At 61.2% G+C, this 19,654-nt stretch carries 15 protein-coding genes and 1 pseudogene; 5 read left to right on the top strand and 11 right to left on the bottom strand.

Features of this window, described 5'->3' with window-relative positions; translation table 11 throughout:
• Window positions 1-274: 274 nt before the first annotated feature.
• Genes KCG87_RS20770 through KCG87_RS20760 form a run of 3 tightly spaced genes read left to right on the top strand, consistent with a single transcriptional unit; the run spans window position 275 to window position 5,738 of the window.
• Window positions 275-1,519, top strand: coding sequence for an exonuclease SbcCD subunit D C-terminal domain-containing protein (locus KCG87_RS20770; RefSeq protein WP_210558804.1), 1,245 nt, complete (start codon window positions 275-277; stop codon window positions 1,517-1,519).
• The gene (locus KCG87_RS20765) at window positions 1,516-5,157 is read left to right on the top strand and encodes an AAA family ATPase (RefSeq protein WP_210558803.1); all 3,642 of its coding nucleotides are present in this window, start codon (window positions 1,516-1,518) and stop codon (window positions 5,155-5,157) included. Before KCG87_RS20770 ends, KCG87_RS20765 begins: the two co-directional genes overlap by 4 nt.
• A complete protein-coding gene (locus KCG87_RS20760; RefSeq protein ID WP_210558802.1) occupies window positions 5,154-5,738 on the top strand; it encodes a glutathione S-transferase in 585 nt (194 codons plus the stop codon). The genes KCG87_RS20765 and KCG87_RS20760 overlap by 4 nt, the downstream gene beginning before the upstream one ends.
• Window positions 5,739-5,910: 172 nt before the next feature.
• Here KCG87_RS20760 and KCG87_RS20755 read toward each other — a convergent pair whose 3' ends face one another.
• The 9 genes and pseudogenes from KCG87_RS20755 to KCG87_RS20720 form a co-directional block, all read right to left on the bottom strand.
• Window positions 5,911-6,168, bottom strand: a complete 258-nt coding sequence (locus tag KCG87_RS20755) for a hypothetical protein (RefSeq protein ID WP_210558801.1) — start codon at window positions 6,166-6,168, stop codon at window positions 5,911-5,913.
• Complete coding sequence (locus tag KCG87_RS20750; protein WP_027613086.1) at window positions 6,165-6,374, bottom strand: hypothetical protein; 210 nt, start codon at window positions 6,372-6,374, stop codon at window positions 6,165-6,167. The genes KCG87_RS20755 and KCG87_RS20750 overlap by 4 nt, the downstream gene beginning before the upstream one ends.
• A gap of 261 nt (window positions 6,375-6,635) precedes the next feature.
• Complete coding sequence (locus KCG87_RS20745) at window positions 6,636-6,815, bottom strand: hypothetical protein (RefSeq protein ID WP_097087152.1); 180 nt, start codon at window positions 6,813-6,815, stop codon at window positions 6,636-6,638.
• A 157-nt stretch (window positions 6,816-6,972) separates the two neighbouring features.
• Complete coding sequence (locus KCG87_RS20740; protein WP_210558800.1) at window positions 6,973-8,148, bottom strand: lactonase family protein; 1,176 nt, start codon at window positions 8,146-8,148, stop codon at window positions 6,973-6,975.
• A complete protein-coding gene (locus KCG87_RS20735) occupies window positions 8,145-8,447 on the bottom strand; it encodes a DUF5629 family protein (protein ID WP_027613084.1) in 303 nt (100 codons plus the stop codon). The genes KCG87_RS20740 and KCG87_RS20735 overlap by 4 nt, the downstream gene beginning before the upstream one ends.
• Window positions 8,448-8,615: 168 nt before the next feature.
• The gene (locus tag KCG87_RS20730) at window positions 8,616-10,196 is read right to left on the bottom strand and encodes an aldehyde dehydrogenase (NADP(+)) (protein WP_210558799.1); all 1,581 of its coding nucleotides are present in this window, start codon (window positions 10,194-10,196) and stop codon (window positions 8,616-8,618) included.
• A gap of 9 nt (window positions 10,197-10,205) precedes the next feature.
• Window positions 10,206-11,198, bottom strand: coding sequence for an AraD1 family protein (gene araD1, locus KCG87_RS20725; RefSeq protein ID WP_098964274.1), 993 nt, complete (start codon window positions 11,196-11,198; stop codon window positions 10,206-10,208).
• Between the two features lie 43 nt (window positions 11,199-11,241).
• Window positions 11,242-11,373, bottom strand: a pseudogene (locus KCG87_RS27630) (DUF4381 domain-containing protein); the annotation flags it as partial.
• On the bottom strand, window positions 11,357-12,679 hold the full coding sequence (locus tag KCG87_RS20720) for an MFS transporter (RefSeq protein ID WP_007968618.1): 1,323 nt from the start codon (window positions 12,677-12,679) through the stop codon (window positions 11,357-11,359). The gene KCG87_RS20720 and the pseudogene KCG87_RS27630, both read right to left, overlap by 17 nt.
• Before the next feature lie 194 nt (window positions 12,680-12,873).
• Between KCG87_RS20720 and KCG87_RS20715 the strand changes: the two genes are divergently transcribed.
• A complete protein-coding gene (locus tag KCG87_RS20715) occupies window positions 12,874-14,610 on the top strand; it encodes an IlvD/Edd family dehydratase (protein WP_115984925.1) in 1,737 nt (578 codons plus the stop codon).
• 186 nt (window positions 14,611-14,796) lie between these two features.
• Entirely contained in the window at window positions 14,797-15,516 is a 720-nt protein-coding gene (locus tag KCG87_RS20710; protein ID WP_134786600.1) for a FadR/GntR family transcriptional regulator, read from the top strand.
• A gap of 305 nt (window positions 15,517-15,821) precedes the next feature.
• Here the strand turns inward: KCG87_RS20710 and KCG87_RS20705 are convergent, their stop codons facing one another.
• Together KCG87_RS20705 and KCG87_RS20700 are read right to left on the bottom strand one after the other, a co-directional pair.
• A complete protein-coding gene (locus KCG87_RS20705; protein WP_210558798.1) occupies window positions 15,822-18,206 on the bottom strand; it encodes an RND family transporter in 2,385 nt (794 codons plus the stop codon).
• A complete protein-coding gene (locus KCG87_RS20700; RefSeq protein WP_027613078.1) occupies window positions 18,203-19,246 on the bottom strand; it encodes a YCF48-related protein in 1,044 nt (347 codons plus the stop codon). Before KCG87_RS20700 ends, KCG87_RS20705 begins: the two co-directional genes overlap by 4 nt.
• Window positions 19,247-19,654 lie beyond the last annotated feature (408 nt).

Below are 19,654 nucleotides of genomic sequence, written 5' to 3'. Positions count from 1 at the left end.
TTCGTGGCTTCAGATGTTGATTTCGTTTTCATGCAAGCAACTCCGTGAGTGGCAGACAACCCGGCCTGACAGCCTGGCGACAGCGGCAATCCCACCACTCGGTGCTGATAGCTGACTACTGTCAGATCTGACAGTAGCGACAGACGGCATCCGCCACGACCTCCTGATTTTTCAAGCCTTTGGGCAAGTCCGCCCGTTTGCCAGTAAACTCCCCCCTCTTTAGCCGCCCATCATTTCCCCGCGGCCATCACCTGTTTATGTAGCGGAGTCCACCTTGCGTCTGTTCCACACCTCCGACTGGCACCTTGGGCAAAACCTGCATGGCCAGGAGCGCGATTTCGAGCATGCGTGCTTTCTCGAATGGCTGCTGCGCCAACTGCAACTGGCGCAGCCGGATGTGCTGCTGATTGCCGGGGACATCTTTGACACGGTCAATCCGCCGGTCAAAGCCCAGGAACGCCTCTACGATTTCATCGTCAGCGCTCACGAGCAGCAGCCGTTGCTGACCATCGTGATGATCGCCGGCAACCACGATTCCGGCTCGCGCATCGAGCTGCCGGCGCCGTTGATGCGCCGTTTGCGGACCCATGCGCTGGGGCGGGTGTTGTGGCTGGATGACGGCCAGCTCGACGCCGAACGTCTGCTGCTGCCGCTGCCGAATGCCCAAGGCGAGATCGCTGCGTGGTGCCTGGCGCTGCCGTTCCTGCGTCCGGCTGAAGTGACCGGTGCGCATCTGGGCGACAACTATCTGCGCGGTATCGGTCAGGTGCATGAATGGCTGATCGAAGCGGCGAATGCCAAGCGTCAGCCGGGTCAGGCGCTGGTCGCCATCAGCCACGCGCACATGGCCGGCGGTTCGGTCTCGGAAGACTCCGAGCGCAGCCTGATCATCGGTAACGCCGAAGCGCTGCCCGCCAGCCTGTTCGGGCCGAGCATCAGCTACGTCGCCCTCGGCCATTTGCACAAGCCGCAGAAGGTCAACGGTGAAGAACGCATTCGCTACAGCGGCTCGCCGATTCCGCTGTCGTTCTCGGAGATCGGCTATCAGCATCAGATTCTCGACATCACCCTCGATGGCGAAACCCTGGTCAGCGTCGAGCCGAAACTGATCCCGCGCTCGGTCAACCTGCAACGCATCGGCCCGGCGCCGCTGGCGGAGATCCTGCTGCAACTGGCCGACCTGCCGAACATCGATCTGCTCGCCGAAACCCAGCGCCAGCCATGGCTGGAAGTGCGCGTAACCCTCGATGAGCCGCAGCCGGATCTGCGCCATCAGGTGGAAAACGCTCTGCAAGGCAAAGCCGTGCGTCTGGTGCGGATCGCCGCCGAGTACGCCGGCAACCGTGGCGCCGAGGGCAGCGACGACGGCAGCGCGCTGGTCGAACTGGATCAACTCACTCCGCAAGAACTGTTCAGTCGCGCCTGGCTCGACAACTATGGCAACGAGGTCGATGAGCAGACGCTCAAGGACTTCGCCGAACTGCTGCAGGACGTACAGATGGAGGGCGAGCAGCCATGAAGATTCTCGCCATTCGTTTGAAGAACCTCGCCTCGCTGGCCGGGCCGTTCGAGATTGACTTCACCGCCGAACCGTTGGCCAGTGCCGGTTTGTTCGCGATCACCGGGCCGACCGGCGCCGGTAAAAGTACCCTGCTCGACGCCTTGTGCCTGGCGTTGTTCGGCGCCGTGCCGCGCCTGAACAACACTGGCCGTGACGCCAAGGTTCCGGATGCGGACGGCGAAATCGCCACCGGCGACCCGCGCACCTTGCTGCGCCGTGGTACCGGTGAAGGTTATGCGGAGGTGGATTTCGTCGGCGTCGATGGCCGCCGTTACCGTGCGCGCTGGGAAGCCAACCGTGCCCGCGAGAAGGCCGGCGGCAAGTTGCAGGCCAGCCGGCAGAGCCTGCGCGACATCGATCAGGATCAACTGCTCGCCAGCCAGAAAGGCGAATACAAGACCCAACTCGAAGCCGCGCTGGGCCTGAATTTCGAACAATTCACCCGCGCCGTGCTGCTGGCCCAGAGTGAGTTCAGCGCGTTCCTCAAGGCCGACGACAACGACCGCAGCGAACTGCTGGAAAAACTCACCGACACCGCGCTCTACACCCGCCTCGGCCGCCGCGCATTCGACAAGACCAAAGAGGCCCGCGAAGCGCACAAGCTGCTGCAGGATCAGGCCACTGGCGTCACTCCACTGGCCCCCGAAGCCCGCGCCGAGCTGGACGAACGCTTCAACGCTGCCCAGCAGCAATTGAAGTTGCAGCAAGCGCAGCTCAAGCAACTGGAACAACAGCACAGTTGGCTCAAGGATTTGCGCCAGTTGCAGGACGCGCAACAAGCCGCCGCCGAACAATTGCACAGTGCGCAGCAACAGTGGGAAGGTCTGGCCGGCGAGCGCCTGAAACTGACGCGCCTGGAACAACTCGCCCCGCAACGTCACCAGTTCGCGCGCAAGACCGAACTCGATGCGCAACTGACGCCGCTGGCGGCACAGATTGCCGCGCACACCGAACAACACGGCGAACTCAATGAGCGTCAGACGCAACTGGAGCAGGCGCTCGATGCGGCAAAAATCGCCCTGACCGAAGCGCAGCAACGGCACAGCGAAAGCGCCCCGCTGCTGCGTCAGGCTTTCGAAGAGCAGAGCACCCTCGCCCGCCTCGCCAAAGACACCGCCCTCAGCGCCGACGCCCGGCAAGCCGCCGAGCAGGCCTGCACGCAAGGCCAGAGCGCCATTCAAGCCTTGCAGGAAAAACAGGCTGAAGTTGCTGAACGCCTGCAGAAAATGGCCGCCGAGCTCGAACAAAGCGCTCATCTGGCACCGCTCAGCGATGCATGGAATGCCTACCGCGATCGCCTGCAACAGTTGATGCTGATCGGTAATCGACTGAACAAAGGGCAAGCCGAACTGGCGACCCTCGAACAAAATGCAAGCCAAAGCGCCGAAGCGCTGGCCACGCAAAAGCAGCAACTGGAAGTGCTGTTCAAAGAGGCCGGCGCCGAGCCGGATGCCGTCGCCGAGCAGATCGGCATCCTTGGCACTCTGTTACAGGACAACCGCAAACAGCTGCGCGCCATCGAAGACCTGACACGACTCTGGGCCAGTCAGCAGGAGCTGGAAAAACGCGGCGCCGAGCTGCAACAGCGCCTGCTCGATGCACAGCAGGAACGCGAGCGCCTGACCCAGGACGGAGTGAAAACCAAGGCCGAGCTGACCGTCGCCGAACAAACCCTTAACGTCACCCGAGAACTGCTCGAACGCCAGCGTCTGGCGCGCAGTGCCAGTGTCGAAGAGCTGCGCGCGCAGTTGCAGGACGATCAGCCGTGCCCGGTCTGCGGCAGCAACGAGCATCCGTATCATCAGCCGGAAGCGCTGCTGCAAAGCCTCGGCCGGCACGATGAGTCCGAGCAGGCCAGCGCGCAGCAAGCGGTGGATCAGCTCAAGGAAAAACTCACCGAGCTGCGCGCCGACGTCGGTGGCGTGATCGCCCGGCAGAAAGAGCTGTTGCAACAGCAGGAGCAATTGACCGCCCAGCTTCAGGCACTGGCGCCGAGTCTGCAGGCGCATCCGCTGGCGCCTCAGTTGCTCAATCAGGACGCCGACAAGCGTGACGCCTGGCTGACCCGGCAGAACGATCAACTGAATCAGAGCATCACTCAGGACGAACAACGCCAGAGCGCCCTGCTCACCCTGCAACAGGACGCGGCGCGCCTGACCCAGCAACTGCGCAATGCCGAAACTGCGCATCAGCAAGCGGCGCAACACTTGAGCAACCAACAACGCGAACTGAGCAGCGACCGTCAGCGTCTCGACGAAGAGCTCAGCGCGTTCGCCAGTTTGCTGCCAGTCGAAACCCTCGAGGCCTTGCGCATCGAGCCGGCAGCAACCTTCATGCAGCTGGATCGGCAGATTGCCGAACGTCTGGCGCAGGTTGATCAGCAGAAGGAAGAGTTGGCCGAACAGCAACAACGCCAGCAGACGCTGGACAAGGAACAGGATCGCCAGCTCAGCCGCGTCCAGCAGCTGCAAAGCGCCGAGCAGCAATTCAGCGCACTGGCCGAGCAGCAGCAGGCCAGTCAGGCGAAACTGGCGCAACTGTTGGGCGAACACAGCAGCGCCGAGCACTGGCAGCAGCAACTGGAACAGGCTGTGGATCAGGCGCGCAACGCCGAAACCAGCACCGCTGCGGAACTGCAGAGCGTGCGTACGCAACTTGTGCAAATTGGTACCGAACTCAAGGCGCAACAGGAACGCTTACAGGCGCTGCAAAGCGAAGACAGCGACCTGACGCAGAAGATTGCCGACTGGCGCGCACGCCATCCTGAACTGGATGACGGCGGTCTCGAAGACCTGCTGCGCGTCGATGACACGCAGCTCAGCGAATTGCGCCAGCGCTTGCAGCACAACGAAAAAGCCATCGAACAGGCCAAGGTGCTGCTGCAGGAACGTGATCAGCGTCTGGCCGATCATCAGGCGCAGCACAACGGCAATCTCGATGCCGAACAACTTGCCAGCGCCCTCGCCGAGCTGCAGAACCAGTTCAACCTCAGTGAGCAACAGTGCGCCGAACTGCGCGCCGAACAAGCTGAAGATCAGCGCCGGCAGAATGCCAATCAGGCACTCGCGCAGCAGATCGCCGACGCCTATGCCGAGTACCAGCGCTGGGCGCGTCTGAATGCGTTGATCGGCTCGGCCACCGGCGACACCTTCCGCAAGATCGCCCAGGCCTACAACCTCGACCTGCTGGTACATCACGCCAACGTGCAGTTGCGCCAACTGGTCAAACGCTATCGTTTGAAACGCGGTGGCAGCATGCTCGGCCTGCTGGTGATGGATACCGAAATGGGCGACGAATTGCGCTCGGTGCATTCGCTGTCCGGCGGCGAGACTTTCCTGGTGTCGCTGGCCCTCGCCCTGGGGCTGGCATCGATGGCCTCCAGCACGCTGAAAATCGAATCGCTGTTCATCGACGAAGGCTTCGGCAGCCTCGATCCGGAATCGCTGCAACTGGCGATGGATGCACTCGACGGCTTGCAGGCGCAGGGGCGCAAGGTCGCGGTGATTTCCCATGTGCAGGAAATGCACGAACGGATTCCGGTGCAGATTCAGGTACAACGCCAAGGCAACGGTTTGAGCACACTGGAGGTGAAATGAACACGCTGTATTCGTTCCGCCGCTGCCCTTACGCGATGCGCGCGCGAATGGCCCTGCGTTATTCGGGGGTGCCGGTGGAGATTGTCGAAGTCAGCCTCAAGGCCAAACCGGCCGCGATGCTGGCGATCTCGCCCAAAGGCACGGTACCGGTGCTGGATGCGCAGGGTCGGGTGATCGATGAGAGCCTGGAGATCATGCGCTGGGCGTTGGCACAGAATGATCCTGACAACTGGGTGCTTGGCGGTGATTCACGGATTGCCGGGTTGATCGAAGCCAACGATCAGGCATTCAAGGTGCATTTGAACCGCTATAAATATGCCGAGCGTTATCCCGAGCAGCCGATGGAAGTTTATCGGGCTGAGGGGGCGTTGTTTTTGCAGCAGTTGGATGAGTTGCTTGAAGGTCGGGATTATTTGCTGAGTGATCATCCGTGTCTCGCGGATATCGCGTTGCTGCCGTTCGTTCGGCAGTTTGCGCATGTTGATCGCGAGTGGTTTGCGCAGACGCCTTATGTGCGGTTGCAGGCGTGGTTGCAAGGTTTCCTTGAGTCCGAGCTGTTCACGACGATCATGAAGAAGTAACCCGAATTCCTGGTACCGAACTCCTTGTGGCGAGGGGATTCATCCCCGATGGGCGGCGAAGCTGCCTTGAAATCAGACACCTCGGTGTATCAGAATAATCCGGTTCGCCGGGTCTGGGGCCGCTTCGCGGCCCATCGGGGATGAATCCCCTCGCCACAATGGTTCGCTCAATCTAAGCCAGCACGGCGCACATACCGAGTGCCGAGCAATCCACTTCAAACGGCCCAAGGAAATCGACCTCAGCCTTGATCGGCGGATTGCCGGCCAGCAACCCTTGGGAGTTGGCCCGTTCGATATTGTGCGCAATGCTGTGATTGGCCTCTATGGCCCGCGCTAGCGCACCCACCGAGCCTTGGCCGAAGCCGAGCAACGCGGCGCCATTGGTCATCAGTGCCAGCCCGGCGATGACCCAGAGTCTGTAGCCTTTCATGCGCCGCCCACTCCTGCGAGTTCAGCGCGATCAACCAGCACGTCTGCGCGGTGTTCGAACTGGATGCCGGGGTGTGCGACCTGGATCGGTGCGTCGAAGCTGTGTTGGGTTTGCGCGGCGATGCTGACAAACAGCACCAAGGCCAGGTAAAGACCGATGGCCAGGTAGGCGCCGCGCTTGGCTGAAGTAATGATTGAACTGGCCATGATGTGCTCCGTGGGCATGTTTCAGTGCCGTCAGGATCAATCAAAAAAGCCGCGGTAACCACTCAGGGTTTGCCATAGTAAACATCAGCTTGGTTGATTATTTAGCCGGTCTATCTCGGCGTTGAAGGAAACCTATCGAGCGGAGATTTTTCGATCACGCATACGTGTAGGAGCTGCCGAAGGCTGCGATCTTTTGACGTTGAAGATCAAAAGATCGCAGCCTTCGGCAGCTCCTACAGGGAGTTGTTCGAAGCGGGCATTTCAGTGTTGGGCTTTGTGATCCAGTGCGGCATAGAAGTTGGCGCTCTGTTGCAGGTATTTCTGGGTGTAGCTCTGGGTGTGGGATTTTTTGCTGCTGATTTCAGCGTTGGCACTGGCTGGCAATGCAACGGTGGCGGAGATGGCGGAAGCGGCGATGATCGAGAAGAGATTGAAGTTCATGGCGGTAACCCTCGTGTTCGGTTGGCTTACTTTGCCCGGTTGGGCCGTGAAGCAAACTTAACGCTCGAGGGTTGATCGCTTGAAATGCTTTGTAGCATTACCGGATATCAGCGCGATTAATACAACGAGACAGGCCCCGCAAACCGGGGCCTGTGGCTTATTGTCGCACTAGAAACTTCAGATCGCTCGGGGCGTCCATCGGTAGTTTTTGCACGGTTTTGCCGAGCAGACCGGTCTTGGCATCGCGCTCGACGACGACAATTGCGTTGCTCTTCTGGTTGGCGATCAGCAGGAATTTGCCACTCGGATCGAGGCTGAATTCGCGCGGGTGATCACCCTCCACCGAGCGTTTTTGCAGCTCTTTGAGCTGACCGGTTGCCGGATCAATGCTGAACACCAGCAACTGATTGGCGGTGCCACGATTGCTGACGTAGAGGAACTTGCCATCGGCCGACGCATGCAGCGCGGCGGCGGCTTTGTCCGAGGTCGGCTGACCGGCGGCCAGATCGACCATTTGCGTCTGGGTCAGCACGCCGTCGTGGTAGTCGAACACCGCGACCTGCGCGCTCATTTCCATGGTCAGCCAGGCATGCTTGCCGTCGGCACTGAACAGCAGATGACGCGGGCCGCTGCCGGCCGGCAGGCTCACCGAAGCGGTTTTCGCCGGGGTCAGCGGCAGGTCCGGGTTGGCCTTCGGGTCGAACTGGTAGATGAAGACCTTGTCCGCCCCGAGGTCGTTGGAGAACACGTAGCGACCATCCGGCGAGGACACTGTCGAGTGCACGTGGTTCGAGGCCTGACGCTCGGGGTTGACCCGGCTCGCCGGGTGCGCGCTCATCTGCACCACGGGTTTGAGTTTGCCATCGGCGCCGACCGGCAACACCGCGAGGGTGCCGCCCGGATCTTCCACCACCGAATAGTTGCTGACGAACAGATGGCTGGCATCGCCGCTGAGGCTCGAATGGGTCGGCTCGTTGCCCAGGCTCTGCACTTGATTGATCAGGGTCAGAGTGTGGGTCTTCGGATCGATCGAGTAGCTGCTGACGCGGCCGACCGGATCTTTCTGGCCGGGGCCGTTTTCGTTGACCACGAACAGATGCTTCTGGTCTTTGGACAAGGTCAGCCACGACGGGTTTTCGCTCTTGACCACTTGCAGCGGCTTGGCGTCGATCTGCCCGGTGGCGCTATCGAAATTCATTCGATAGATGCCCTGGCTGGTGCCTGCGGTGTAGGAGCCCACCAGCAATTGATAAGTCTCGGCGCTGGCACTGGACAGGCCCATCGCACCGACACTGCCGGCCATCAGCAGCGGCCAGAATTTACGCATGTTCATTGATCATCTTCCTCGTCGTCGCTGCTGCTGACTACATCACCAAGGCAGACCAGACGGTGCTCGCCGGTGGTTTTGGTGTCGCTGGCGTAGCCAATGATCAGCCAGCTCTGCAGGTCTTCGTCAAACGTCGCCGCCGTAACCTGCGCCGGGGTGAACTCCCAATGCTTGGCCGTGCGGCCATCGATGCATTCGATGTGCAGGTTGTCGTCTTCGTCGAGGGCGAATTCGAAGGCATGCAAGCCGTCGATTTCGACCATGCCGCAGTGTTCGAGGGCGTTGAGAAGGGTTTGGGCAGTCATGGCAAACAGTCTTTCTTAGGGGGGAAAGGGCCAATGATAGCTCATTGTCGCTGGAGATCCCTGTGGGAGCGGGCTTGCTCGCGAAAGCGGTGTGTCAGGCAATCAATCACTGACTGAAAGAATGCCTTCGCGAGCAAGCCCGCTCCCACAGGGGGTGTGCGGCGCGATTTACAACGCGTCGCGCGAGGGCTTGCCGTCTACCAGCCGCTGAATGCGCAACGGATTGCCATTCTTCAGCGGTTCCGGCAGCAAGCTGTCGGGGTAATTCTGGAAGCACAACGGGCGCAGGAACCGGTCGATCGCCAGCGTCCCCACCGACGTTCCGCGCGCATCGGATGTCGCCGGATACGGCCCGCCATGCACCATCGAGTCACACACCTCGACCCCGGTCGGATAACCATTGAGCAGGATCCGCCCGACCTTCTGTTCGAGCAGCGGTGTCAGCTCCGGGAAGCGTTCGAAGTCGACCAGTTCGCCGATCATCGTCGCCGTCAGCTGTCCATGCAGCCCCAACAGCGCGGCGCTGAGCTCGGCCTTGTCGGCCACTTCGACGATCACCGTGGTCGGGCCGAACACTTCTTCCTGCAGCACTTCATCGCCGTTGATCAACAGGCTGACGTCTGCCTTGAACAGTTGCGGCTGCGCCTGACTGCCCTGCTGCGGATTACCCGCCAGATGCTTGATGCCGGAATGCGCCAGCAACTTTTGCAGACCTTTGCCATAGCTGCCGAGGGTGCCGGCGTTGAGCATGGTCTGCGCCGGTTGGTCGCCAATCAGCCCGGCGACTTGCTGGACGAAGGCGCTGAACTGCGGCGAGCGGATACCGATGACCAATCCCGGATTGGTGCAGAACTGGCCGCAGCCCTGCACCACTGAAGCGGTCAGATCGCGGGCAATGGTTTCCGAGCGCTCAGCCAAGGCTTGGGGCAGAACGATCACCGGGTTGATGCTCGACATCTCGGCGAACACCGGGATCGGTTGCGGCCGCGCCGCCGCCATGTCGCACAGTGCCCGACCGCCCTTGAGCGAACCGGTGAAACCGACTGCCTGAATCGCCGGATGCTTGACCAGCCATTCGCCAACGCCACCGCCGTAAATCATGTTGAACACGCCTGCCGGCATCGCGGTTTTTTCGGCGGCACGAATCAGTGCGTCGGCAACAAGTTCAGCGGTTGCCATGTGGCCGCTGTGGGCCTTGAACACCACTGGGCAACCGGCGGCCAGCGCCGCAGCGGTATCGCCACCGGCCGTGGAGAACGCCAACGGAAAGTTGCTCGCACCGAACACGGCCACCGGGCCGAGACCGATGCGGTATTGGCGCAGATCCGGGCGCGGCAACGGCTGGCGATCCGGCAATGGCAAATCGATTCGCGCGCCGTAGAAATCTCCGCGCCGCAGGACTTTGGCGAACAGGCGCATCTGCCCGCTGGTGCGCCCGCGCTCGCCCTGAATCCGCCCCGCAGGCAGCGCGGTTTCGCGGCAGACCAGCGCGACGAACTCATCACCCAAGGCATCCAGTTCATCGGCAATCGCGTCGAGAAATTGCGCGCGGCGTTCGCCGCTGAGGCTGCGATAAGCGGGGTACGCTGCGGCGGCGGCTTTGGCGGCAGCATCGACTTCGGCTTCAGTCGCTTGAATGAAATCGTACGGCAGCTGTTCGCCAGTAGTCGCGTCGACGCTTTGCAGTTTGACATCGCCTGCTGCGCTGCGCTGTCCGCCGATGTAGTTGTGGCCAAGAATCTGAGTCATGGGAGCTCCTTAAAGGGTGCCGATGCTGTCCGGTTGAAAAGCCGCTGCTGCCGGAGCGATGCCGTTGACCAGCGGTGCGCCGAATTCGGCCTGGCTGATTTCAAACCGGTCGCCCGGTTGGGTGCGGATGCCATCGGCGAACGACAGGGTCGCGGTGCCGAAAAAGTGGATGTGCACGTCGCCAGGACGCAGGAACTGGCGGTATTTGAAGTGGTGGTATTCGAGGTTGGCGAGGCTGTGGCACATGTTGGCCTCGCCGCTGAGAAATTCGTTTTGCCACAGCACTTCGCCGTTACGCAGGATGCGACTGGTGCCGGCCAGATGCTGCGGCAATTCACCGGTGCGCAGTTCCGGGCCGTAGCTGCAACTGCGCAGTTTCGAGTGGGCCAGGTACAGGTAGTTCTTGCGTTCCATGACGTGGTCGGAGAATTCGTTGCCCACTGCGAAACCGAGGCGATACGGTTTGCCGTCGTGGCCGATGACGTAGAGCCCGGCCATTTCCGGTTCCTCGCCGGCATCCTCGGCAAACGGTGGCAACGGAAAGGCCTCGCCCGGACGCACAACGATGCTGCCGTCGCCCTTGTAGAACCATTCTGGCTGCACGCCCGCCTGCCCCGCCGCCGGTTTGCCACCCTCCACGCCCCATTTGAAGATGCGCATGGTGTCGGTCATTTGCGCTTCGTCGCCGGCCTGCTGGTGCATCTTGTCCCGCGCCGAAGCGCTGCCCAGGTGCGTCAGGCCGGTACCGCTGACCAGCAAGTGCGCCGGGTCCGGGTGATCCAGCGGTGGCAGGATGCGCCGGTCTTTGAGCAACTGCGCATAGTCATGACTGATGCCCAGGCCGTGGGTTTGTACTTGCTGCTCCAGAGTGCCGCCGGCCTCAATCGCGGCCAGCGCGAGATCGCGTACGCTGCGGGCGTCCTGCACTTCGCGGATCAGCCCGTTGTCGACCACGCCGACGCGGCGCTCGCCGTTAATCAATTCGAATTGAACCAGATGCATATGTCCTCTCCTGTAAACCAGTCTTGAGTTCGAGGCCGATCCATTGTGGGAGCGAGCTTGCTCGCGAAAGCGGTGTGTCATTCAACGATGAGGGTGGCTGACCCACCGCATTCGCGAGCAAGCCCGCTCCCACATGGGTTCCATGTTGTTCTGCAGATTCAGGTTCGGGTGGCACCGCGTGCACTGGCGGCGAACTGCTCGACCGGCAGCACGTGTTTGCGCTCAAGCACGCGGTAGACGATTCCGGTAAGAATCAAACCGAACACCATCACCCCACTGAGGAAATACAGCCCCGAAGCCAGATTCCCGGTGTATTCCTTCAACGCCCCGATCACGAACGGCCCGATATACCCGCCGAGGTTGCCCACCGAGTTGATCAGCGCGATCCCCGCCGCCGCACTCGCACCGGCAAAAAACCGCCCGGGCAAGGTCCAGAACACTGCCGTGCAGGAGAACAGCGCGAACGCCACCAGGCACAGCGCCGCCAGTTGCGCCACCGGCAGGGTCAGCCACGCGCTGAAGAACAGGCCCAGCGCGCCCAGTACATAAAGCACCGCCAGATGGCCGTAGCGATCATTCATGCGGTCGGAGCTGCGCGGCACGATCAGCAGACCGACGATGCCAAAGATGTACGGCACCGCCGAGACGAAACCGGTCACCAGATCGCTGCCGCCGAACTGTTTGATCAGCGTCGGCAGCCACAGGCCGAGGCCATAAATACTCAGGGTCACCGGCAGGTAAAACAGCGCCAGCAGCAACACGCGTTTGTCTTTGAGCGCATGCAGCGGGTTGCCGTGACGGGTCTGGCCGTATTCCTGAAGATCCTTTTTCAGTTCGCCGGTCAGCCAGTCTTTCTCGGCCTGATCCATCCACTTCACGTTCTGCGGGCCGTCGGGCAGCCAGCGCAATACCGGCCAGGTCAGGAGGATCGCCGGGGTGCCGATGACGATGAACAGCCACTGCCAGCCGTGCAGACCGAGGATGCCGTCCATGCCCAGCAAGCCGCCGGATACCGGGCCGGTGATCATCATCGCGATGGGTTGCGAGAGGATGAACAGGCCGAGGATCTTGCCGCGATGGCGCACCGGGAACCATTGGGTGATGTAGTAGAGAACGCCGGGGAAGAACCCCGCCTCCGCCGCGCCGAGCAGAAAGCGCATCACGTAGAAACTGTGCGGGCCCTGGACGAACGCCATGCCGATGGTGATTGCGCCCCAGGTGATCATGATCCGCGCGAACCAGCGCCGCGCACCGAAGCGCTCAAGCATCAGGTTGCTGGGGATTTCGAGAAGAAAGTAGCCGATGAAAAACAGCCCGGCACCGAGACCGTAGGCCGCATCACCGATGCCGATGTCGGCGCCCATGTGCAGTTTGGCGAAGCCGACGGCGGAGCGATCCACATAGGCGATCAGGTACAGCAGGATCAGGAAGGGAATCAGTTTCAGCGTGATGCGGCGAACAAGCCGCAGTTCCTGGCTCATGGGATCGGTCTCCGATTGTTGTTTTTATGGAACCTCGGGGGACGCCTCTCGCGGAAAACCGCCAGGGCCAATCCCTCCGTCGAAAACGACTATATAGTAATACTAATTACCCAACAACACTTCCAAAGCGGCGATTTTGCGCTTATGTTTAGCCGTGACTCGCAAACAATAGTCTTACAATAAGAGAATCGATCATGTCTGAGAAGAAACCCACCCTGCGCTCGGCCCAATGGTTTGGCACTGCCGACAAGAACGGCTTCATGTACCGCAGCTGGATGAAGAATCAGGGCATCGCCGACCACCAGTTTCATGGCAAGCCGATCATCGGCATCTGCAACACCTGGTCGGAACTGACCCCGTGCAACGCGCATTTCCGCCAGATCGCGGAGCACGTCAAACGCGGGGTGATCGAGGCTGGTGGCTTTCCGGTGGAATTCCCGGTGTTCTCCAATGGCGAGTCGAACCTGCGCCCGACCGCCATGCTCACCCGCAACCTGGCGAGCATGGACGTCGAAGAAGCGATTCGCGGCAACCCGATTGACGGCGTGGTGCTGCTGACCGGCTGCGACAAAACCACCCCGGCGCTGCTGATGGGCGCGGCCAGTTGCGACGTGCCGGCGATCGTCGTCACCGGCGGGCCGATGCTCAACGGCAAGCACAAGGGCAAGGACATCGGCTCCGGCACCGTGGTCTGGCAGCTCAGCGAACAGGTCAAGGCCGGCACTATCACCATTGACGACTTCCTCGCGGCCGAGGGCGGCATGTCACGCTCGGCGGGCACCTGTAACACTATGGGCACCGCGTCGACCATGGCTTGCATGGCCGAAGCACTGGGCACGTCCCTGCCGCACAACGCAGCGATTCCGGCGGTGGATGCGCGGCGTTATGTGCTGGCGCACATGTCCGGCATGCGCGCGGTGGAGATGGTGCGCGAAGACTTGCGCCTGTCGAAGATCCTGACCAAGGAAGCCTTTGAAAACGCCATTCGGGTCAACGCGGCTATTGGCGGTTCGACCAACGCGGTGATCCACTTGAAAGCCATCGCCGGGCGCATCGGTGTCGAGCTGGATCTGGACGACTGGACGCGTATCGGGCGCGGCATGCCGACCATTGTCGACCTGCAACCGTCCGGGCGTTTCCTTATGGAAGAGTTTTACTACGCCGGCGGCTTGCCGGCGGTGCTGCGCCGTCTCGGCGAGGCTAATCTGATCCCCAATCCGGATGCCCTCACCGTCAACGGTAAATCGCTGGGCGAAAACACCAAGGACGCGCCGATCTACGGCGAGGACGAAGTGATCCGTACCCTTGACAATCCGATCCGCGCTGACGGCGGTATCTGCGTGCTGCGCGGCAACCTGGCGCCGCTCGGTGCGGTGCTCAAGCCGTCCGCCGCTACGCCTGAGCTGATGCAGCATCGTGGCCGTGCGGTGGTGTTTGAAAACTTCGACATGTACAAGGCGCGGATCAATGATCCGGAACTGGATGTCGATAAAGATTCGATTCTGGTGATGAAAAACTGCGGGCCGAAGGGTTATCCGGGCATGGCCGAGGTCGGCAACATGGGCTTGCCGGCCAAGCTGCTGGCGCAGGGTGTGACCGATATGGTGCGCATTTCTGATGCGCGAATGAGCGGCACCGCGTACGGCACGGTGGTGTTGCACGTCGCCCCGGAAGCGGCAGCCGGCGGGCCGTTGGCGGTGGTGCAGGAAGGCGACTGGATCGAGCTGGATTGCGCCAGCGGGCGTTTGCATCTGGATATTCCGGATGCCGAACTGGCGGCGCGCATGGCAGATCTGCAACCACCGCAGCAGCTACTGGTCGGCGGCTATCGTCAGCTGTATATCGACCATGTGCTGCAGGCGGATCAGGGCTGTGACTTCGACTTCCTGGTGGGTTGCCGAGGGGCGGAAGTCCCGCGTCATTCTCACTGACACCGCAGATCTACTGTAGGAGTGAGCCTGCTCGCGATAGCGGTCCGCCAGTTGGTATCGATGCTGACTGACACACCGCCATCGCGAGCAGGCTCACTCCTACATTTGCTATGCATCAGCCTCAAGATCGCCGCACGCCTGCTATGATGCGCGGCATCTCCATCGCTCAGGATCGCGCCGTTCCCCATGGATTACCGCAAACCTTCCGACCGTAAAAGCATGCACTCGCGCATTGTCCAGGAACTGGGCATGCAGATCGTCTCCGGACGTTTTTTGCCCGACGACAAACTGCCCGCCGAAGCGCTGTTGTGCGAGGAATACGCGGTGAGCCGGCCGGTGTTGCGCGAAGCCACGCGGGTGCTGGTGGCCAAGGGGCTGGTGTATTCAAAACCGCGCGTCGGTACGGTGGTCAAGGCCCGTCGCGAGTGGCACATGCTCGACCCGGACGTGCTGCACTGGCTGATGCAAAGCAGTCCGCAGAATGAATTCTTCAATGTGCTGACCAGCGTGCGCAGCATCATCGAACCGGCCGCTGCCGCCCTCGCCGCCCAGCACGCGACAGAGGCCGACATCGCCGCCATCGGCGAAGCCTATCAGCGCATGGAATCAGCGCCGACGCCGGAAGCCTTGCTGCAACCGGATCTGGACTTCCACAGCCGCATCGCCGACGCGACCCATAACGATCTGCTGGCGAACCTGTGCAACATGCTTTCGGTGGCGATTGCCGAGGCGTTGAAGCATTCGAATCAACGGCCGAATCTGCATGAACTGGCGTTGCCGCGGCACAAGGCGATTCTCACCGCAATTGAGAACCGTGATGCCCTTGGCGCCCGCCACGCGACGCTGGTTCAGCTGGATGATGCGCGCAGTGCCTTGAGTGTTGTGCTTGGGGCGGATCTTTCGTAAGCCTTGAGACCGCTTGCCCTCACCCTAGCCCTCTCCCCGAGGGAGAGGGGACCGATCCGGGAATATTGACGACCTACACCGACGTGAACGATTTGCTTTGAATCCATAATCGGCTGGTATCTCAAATCTCATGATTTGCTGTGAATCCATAATCGATTCGGTATTTCCAGGTCGATGTATCAAGCCGCACACCTCGGTCAGTCCCCTCTCCCTCTGGGAGAGGGCTAGGGTGAGGGGCTTTTGATCTTGACTCATAAAAAAGCCGCAACCCTAAGGTTGCGGCTTCGTCGTTTCAGGCATCCGGATCAGTGGGCGAACAACGAATTGCCCTTCTGCCCCGCCAGCTTTTCCGGTTTGATCAGGAACTTCGCCAGCGCCGGCAGCAGCCACAGCGCACCGAACATGTTCCACAGCAGCATGAAGGTCAGCATCAGGCCCATGTCGGCCTGGAACTTGATCGCCGAGAAGATCCAGGTGCACACGCCAATCGCCAGGCACAGACCGGTGAACAGCACCGCTTTACCGGTGGATTTCAGGGTCTGGTAATAGGCTTCCTGCAACGGCAGCCCGGCGCGCAGGAAACTTTCCAGTCGGCTGTAGATGTAGATCCCGTAGTCCACGCCAATCCCCACACCCAGCGCCACCACCGGCAGGGTCGCGACCTTGACGCCGATGCCCATGAACGCCATCAGCGCGTTGCCCAGGACCGAGGTCAGCACCAGCGGCAGGACGATGCACAGGGTCGCCGCCCATGAACGGAAGGTGATCATGCACATCACCGCGACGCAGATGTACACCAGGATCAGGATGGTCAGTTCGGCCTGTTTGATCACTTCATTGGTGGCCGCTTCGATCCCGGCGTTACCGGCGGCGAGGATGAATTCAAGACCGTCCTTGTTGTTGGCCTTGGCGAATTCCTGCACCGCGTGTACCGCACGGTCGAGGGTTTCGGCCTTGTGGTCGTTGAGGAAGATCAATACAGGCGCCAGCGAACAGCTGTTGTTGTACAGGCCGTCGGCGCGGGCGATCGAGTTGTTCAGCACATCCGGGTTGCGCGACAGGGTTTCCCATTTCAGGTTGCCCTCGTTCATGCCCTTGATCATCTGCTTGGACACGGTCACCAGTGAGATCGCCGACTGCACGCCCTCGGTGTTCTGCATCTTCCACATCAGTTCGTCGATCGGTGCCATCGCTTCGTAGCGCGAGCAGCCTTCGGTGGCGGTCTTGACCATCACCACCAGCACATCGGAACTGGTGGAATAGTTGTTGATGATGAAATTGTTGTCCTTGTTGTAGCGCGAGTCCGGGCGCAGCTCCGGCGCACCCTGATCGAGGTCGCCGATTTTCAGGTTCTGGCTGTACCAGAGGCCGCCGCCGAAAGCGATCAGCGCCAAGGCGATGGAGATCGGTGCGACTTTCGGGCTGGCGAAGTTCGACAGGAAGCGCCAGAACGGATGTTCGCGATTCGCGTCCTTCTTGCTCTTGGCGATGGCGCGCTTGCTGATGCCGACATAGGAAATCGCTACCGGCAGCAGGATCAGGTTGGTGAACACGATCACCGCCACGCCGATGGACGCGCCGATTGCCAGCTCGCGGATCACGCCGATGTCGATGATCAGCAGAGTGATGAAGCCGACGGCGTCGGCGAGAATCGCGATCATCCCCGGCAGGAACAGTTGCCGGAAGGTACGCCGCGCCGCAGTCAGGGCGTTGTCCGCCTCACTCGATTGCAGGGCGATACCGTTGATCTTCTGCACGCCGTGGGAAATGCCGATGGCGAAGATCAGGAACGGCACCAGCATCGAGTACGGATCCAGCCCGAAACCGAAGAAGTGCATCAGCCCGAGCTGCCAGACCACCGCCACCAGTGTGGTGCTCAACACCGCCACGGTACTGCGCAGGCAGTTGGTGAACCACAGCAGCAGGATCAAGGTGATGACGAAAGCGATGCCGAAGAACATCACCACCATCACCAGCCCGTCGATCAGGTCACCGACCTTCTTGGCGAAACCGACGATGTGGATCTTGACGTTGGGGTTCTGCGCTTCGAACTTGTTGCGGATCTTGTCTTCGAGTTCATGGGAGAACTGGCGGTAGTCCAGCGCCAGCAGCTTGCCCTGATCCTGCGGGTCCGGGTAGGACTCCAGCAGCGGGATGTCGACGATGCTCGACTTGAAGTCATTGGACACCAAACGCCCGACCTGCCCCGACTTTAGGACGTTGTTGCGCAGCATGTCGAGGCTGTCCGGCGAGCCGTCGTAGCTCTGCGGAATCACTTCACCGCCGGCAAAACCTTCCTCGGTCACTTCGGTCCAGCGTACGCTCGGACTCCACAGCGACTTGAGGCCGGAACGGTCGACGCCGGAGATGTAGAACACCTCGTCGTTGATCTGCCGCAGGGTCTCCATGTACTCCTTGGAGAAGATGTCGCCGTCTTTGGCTTCCACCGAAATCCGTACGGTGTTGCCCAGGTTCGCCAGATCGTTGCGGTGCTCCATCATCTTCTCGATGAACGGATGCTTGAGCGGGATCATTTTTTCGAAACTGGTGGATGGGCGGATCAGCGTGGCCTGCCAGAACAGGAAGATGCTGACCACCAGGCAGATCAAGATCACGGCCGGGCGGTTGTTGAAAATCAGACGTTCGAGGAACGTCGCTTTGTCCTGCTGAGGAGTGATCAAGGAAGTCATAGCCCCGCCTTCTTATTATTGATCTCGGCGCCGTTGGGCTGCGTGGTGTGCACGCCGCCCTGCCCGGTCAGAATCAGATTGCCGTCGCCGGCCGCAGTGACCGAGGACAGCGAGATGCGGTCCGGGCGGTTGAACACGCTGAAGGTTTCGCCGTTGTCGCTGCTGCTGATCACCGAGCCGCCGTTGCCGACGATCACAATCGAGCCATCCGCGAGCAGGGTCGCGCCGGACAGACCGAACTCCAGCGCACCGCGCGCGGCCTTGAGTTCGACCTGCTGCCAGGTGCTGCCGAAATCGCTGGAGCGGTAGAGGTTGCCGCGCAGGCCGTAGGCCAACAGAGTCTGCGCCTGCGCGGTGCCGATCACGCCGAACAGCGAGCCTTGATACGGGCCCTGGATTTTCTCCCAGGTCTGGCCCCAGTCCGGGGAGCGGAACATGCTGCCCTGCTCGCCGACGATGAACAGCCCGGCGTCCTTGACGGCGGCGATGGCGTTGAGGTGGAACTGATCCTGATTGTCGAGGCGGTCGCTGACGTCTTGCCAGTTCTTGCCGCCGTCGGTGGTTTCCAGCAGCGCACCGTAAGCACCGACCGCAACACCGTGATTAACGTCCTGGAACCAGACGTCGAGCAGCGGTGCTTCGCGCTTGAGGTCTTCGAACTGTTTGCTCCAGGTCAGGCCGCCGTCTTCGCTGGCGAGAATCTGCGCGTCGTGACCGACCGCCCAGCCGTGCTTGTCGTCGACGAAATACACCGCCGTCAGCAGTTGCCGGGTCGGCACCTTGGCCTGGGTCCAGGTCTTGCCCTGGTCATCGGAATAGAGAATGTGCCCGCGATCACCCACCGCCACCAACCGGGTGCCGGCGTGGACAACATCGAGTATCAGGCTTTTGGCGGCTTTGGCCGATTCGGTGGAATACACCCCGTCGGCGGGCGCTTCGGCGGCCAGCACGGGTGCCGACAAGGCAGCACAGCCCAGCAGTGTGAGGGCTGTGGCCAGCAACGCGGTGTTGCGAAACGCCGGCGGGCGGCAACGACTCATAGACCTTCCCCTATTTATTATTGTTAGGCCATTGGGCCTTAGGGCGCCGCAAGGGTGCTCGTGGTAACTGACAGGTCACAAGCATAGCCGTGAAACCCGCAGTCCAGAGCGCCTTGGGAAGCTGGCTCATCCTATCGGGCTTTGGAAACGTCTGACAATCGGCGCCACGTTATCTTTTGTTAACCGGATGACCCTCCTGTCAGCGGTGATTTCCATCGTGGGAGGGGGCTTGCTCCCGAAGGCGCTGTGTCAGGCACCCGAGATGTCGACCGATCCACCGCTTTCGGGAGCAAGCCCCCTCCCACAGGGTGTAATGGTGTTTGTGAGATTGGGGCTGGCAGTGAATACACCGCCATTCGCCGGATGGATGCGGCAAATCTTGCGTGAGGGACTTGCACGATCGGTATT

Source organism: Pseudomonas sp. MWU347 (assembly GCF_017947305.1).
GTDB lineage: Bacteria > Pseudomonadota > Gammaproteobacteria > Pseudomonadales > Pseudomonadaceae > Aquipseudomonas > Aquipseudomonas putida_A.
Note: the sequence above shows the minus strand (reverse complement) of the source record. Positions and strands in the feature narration are given on the sequence as shown.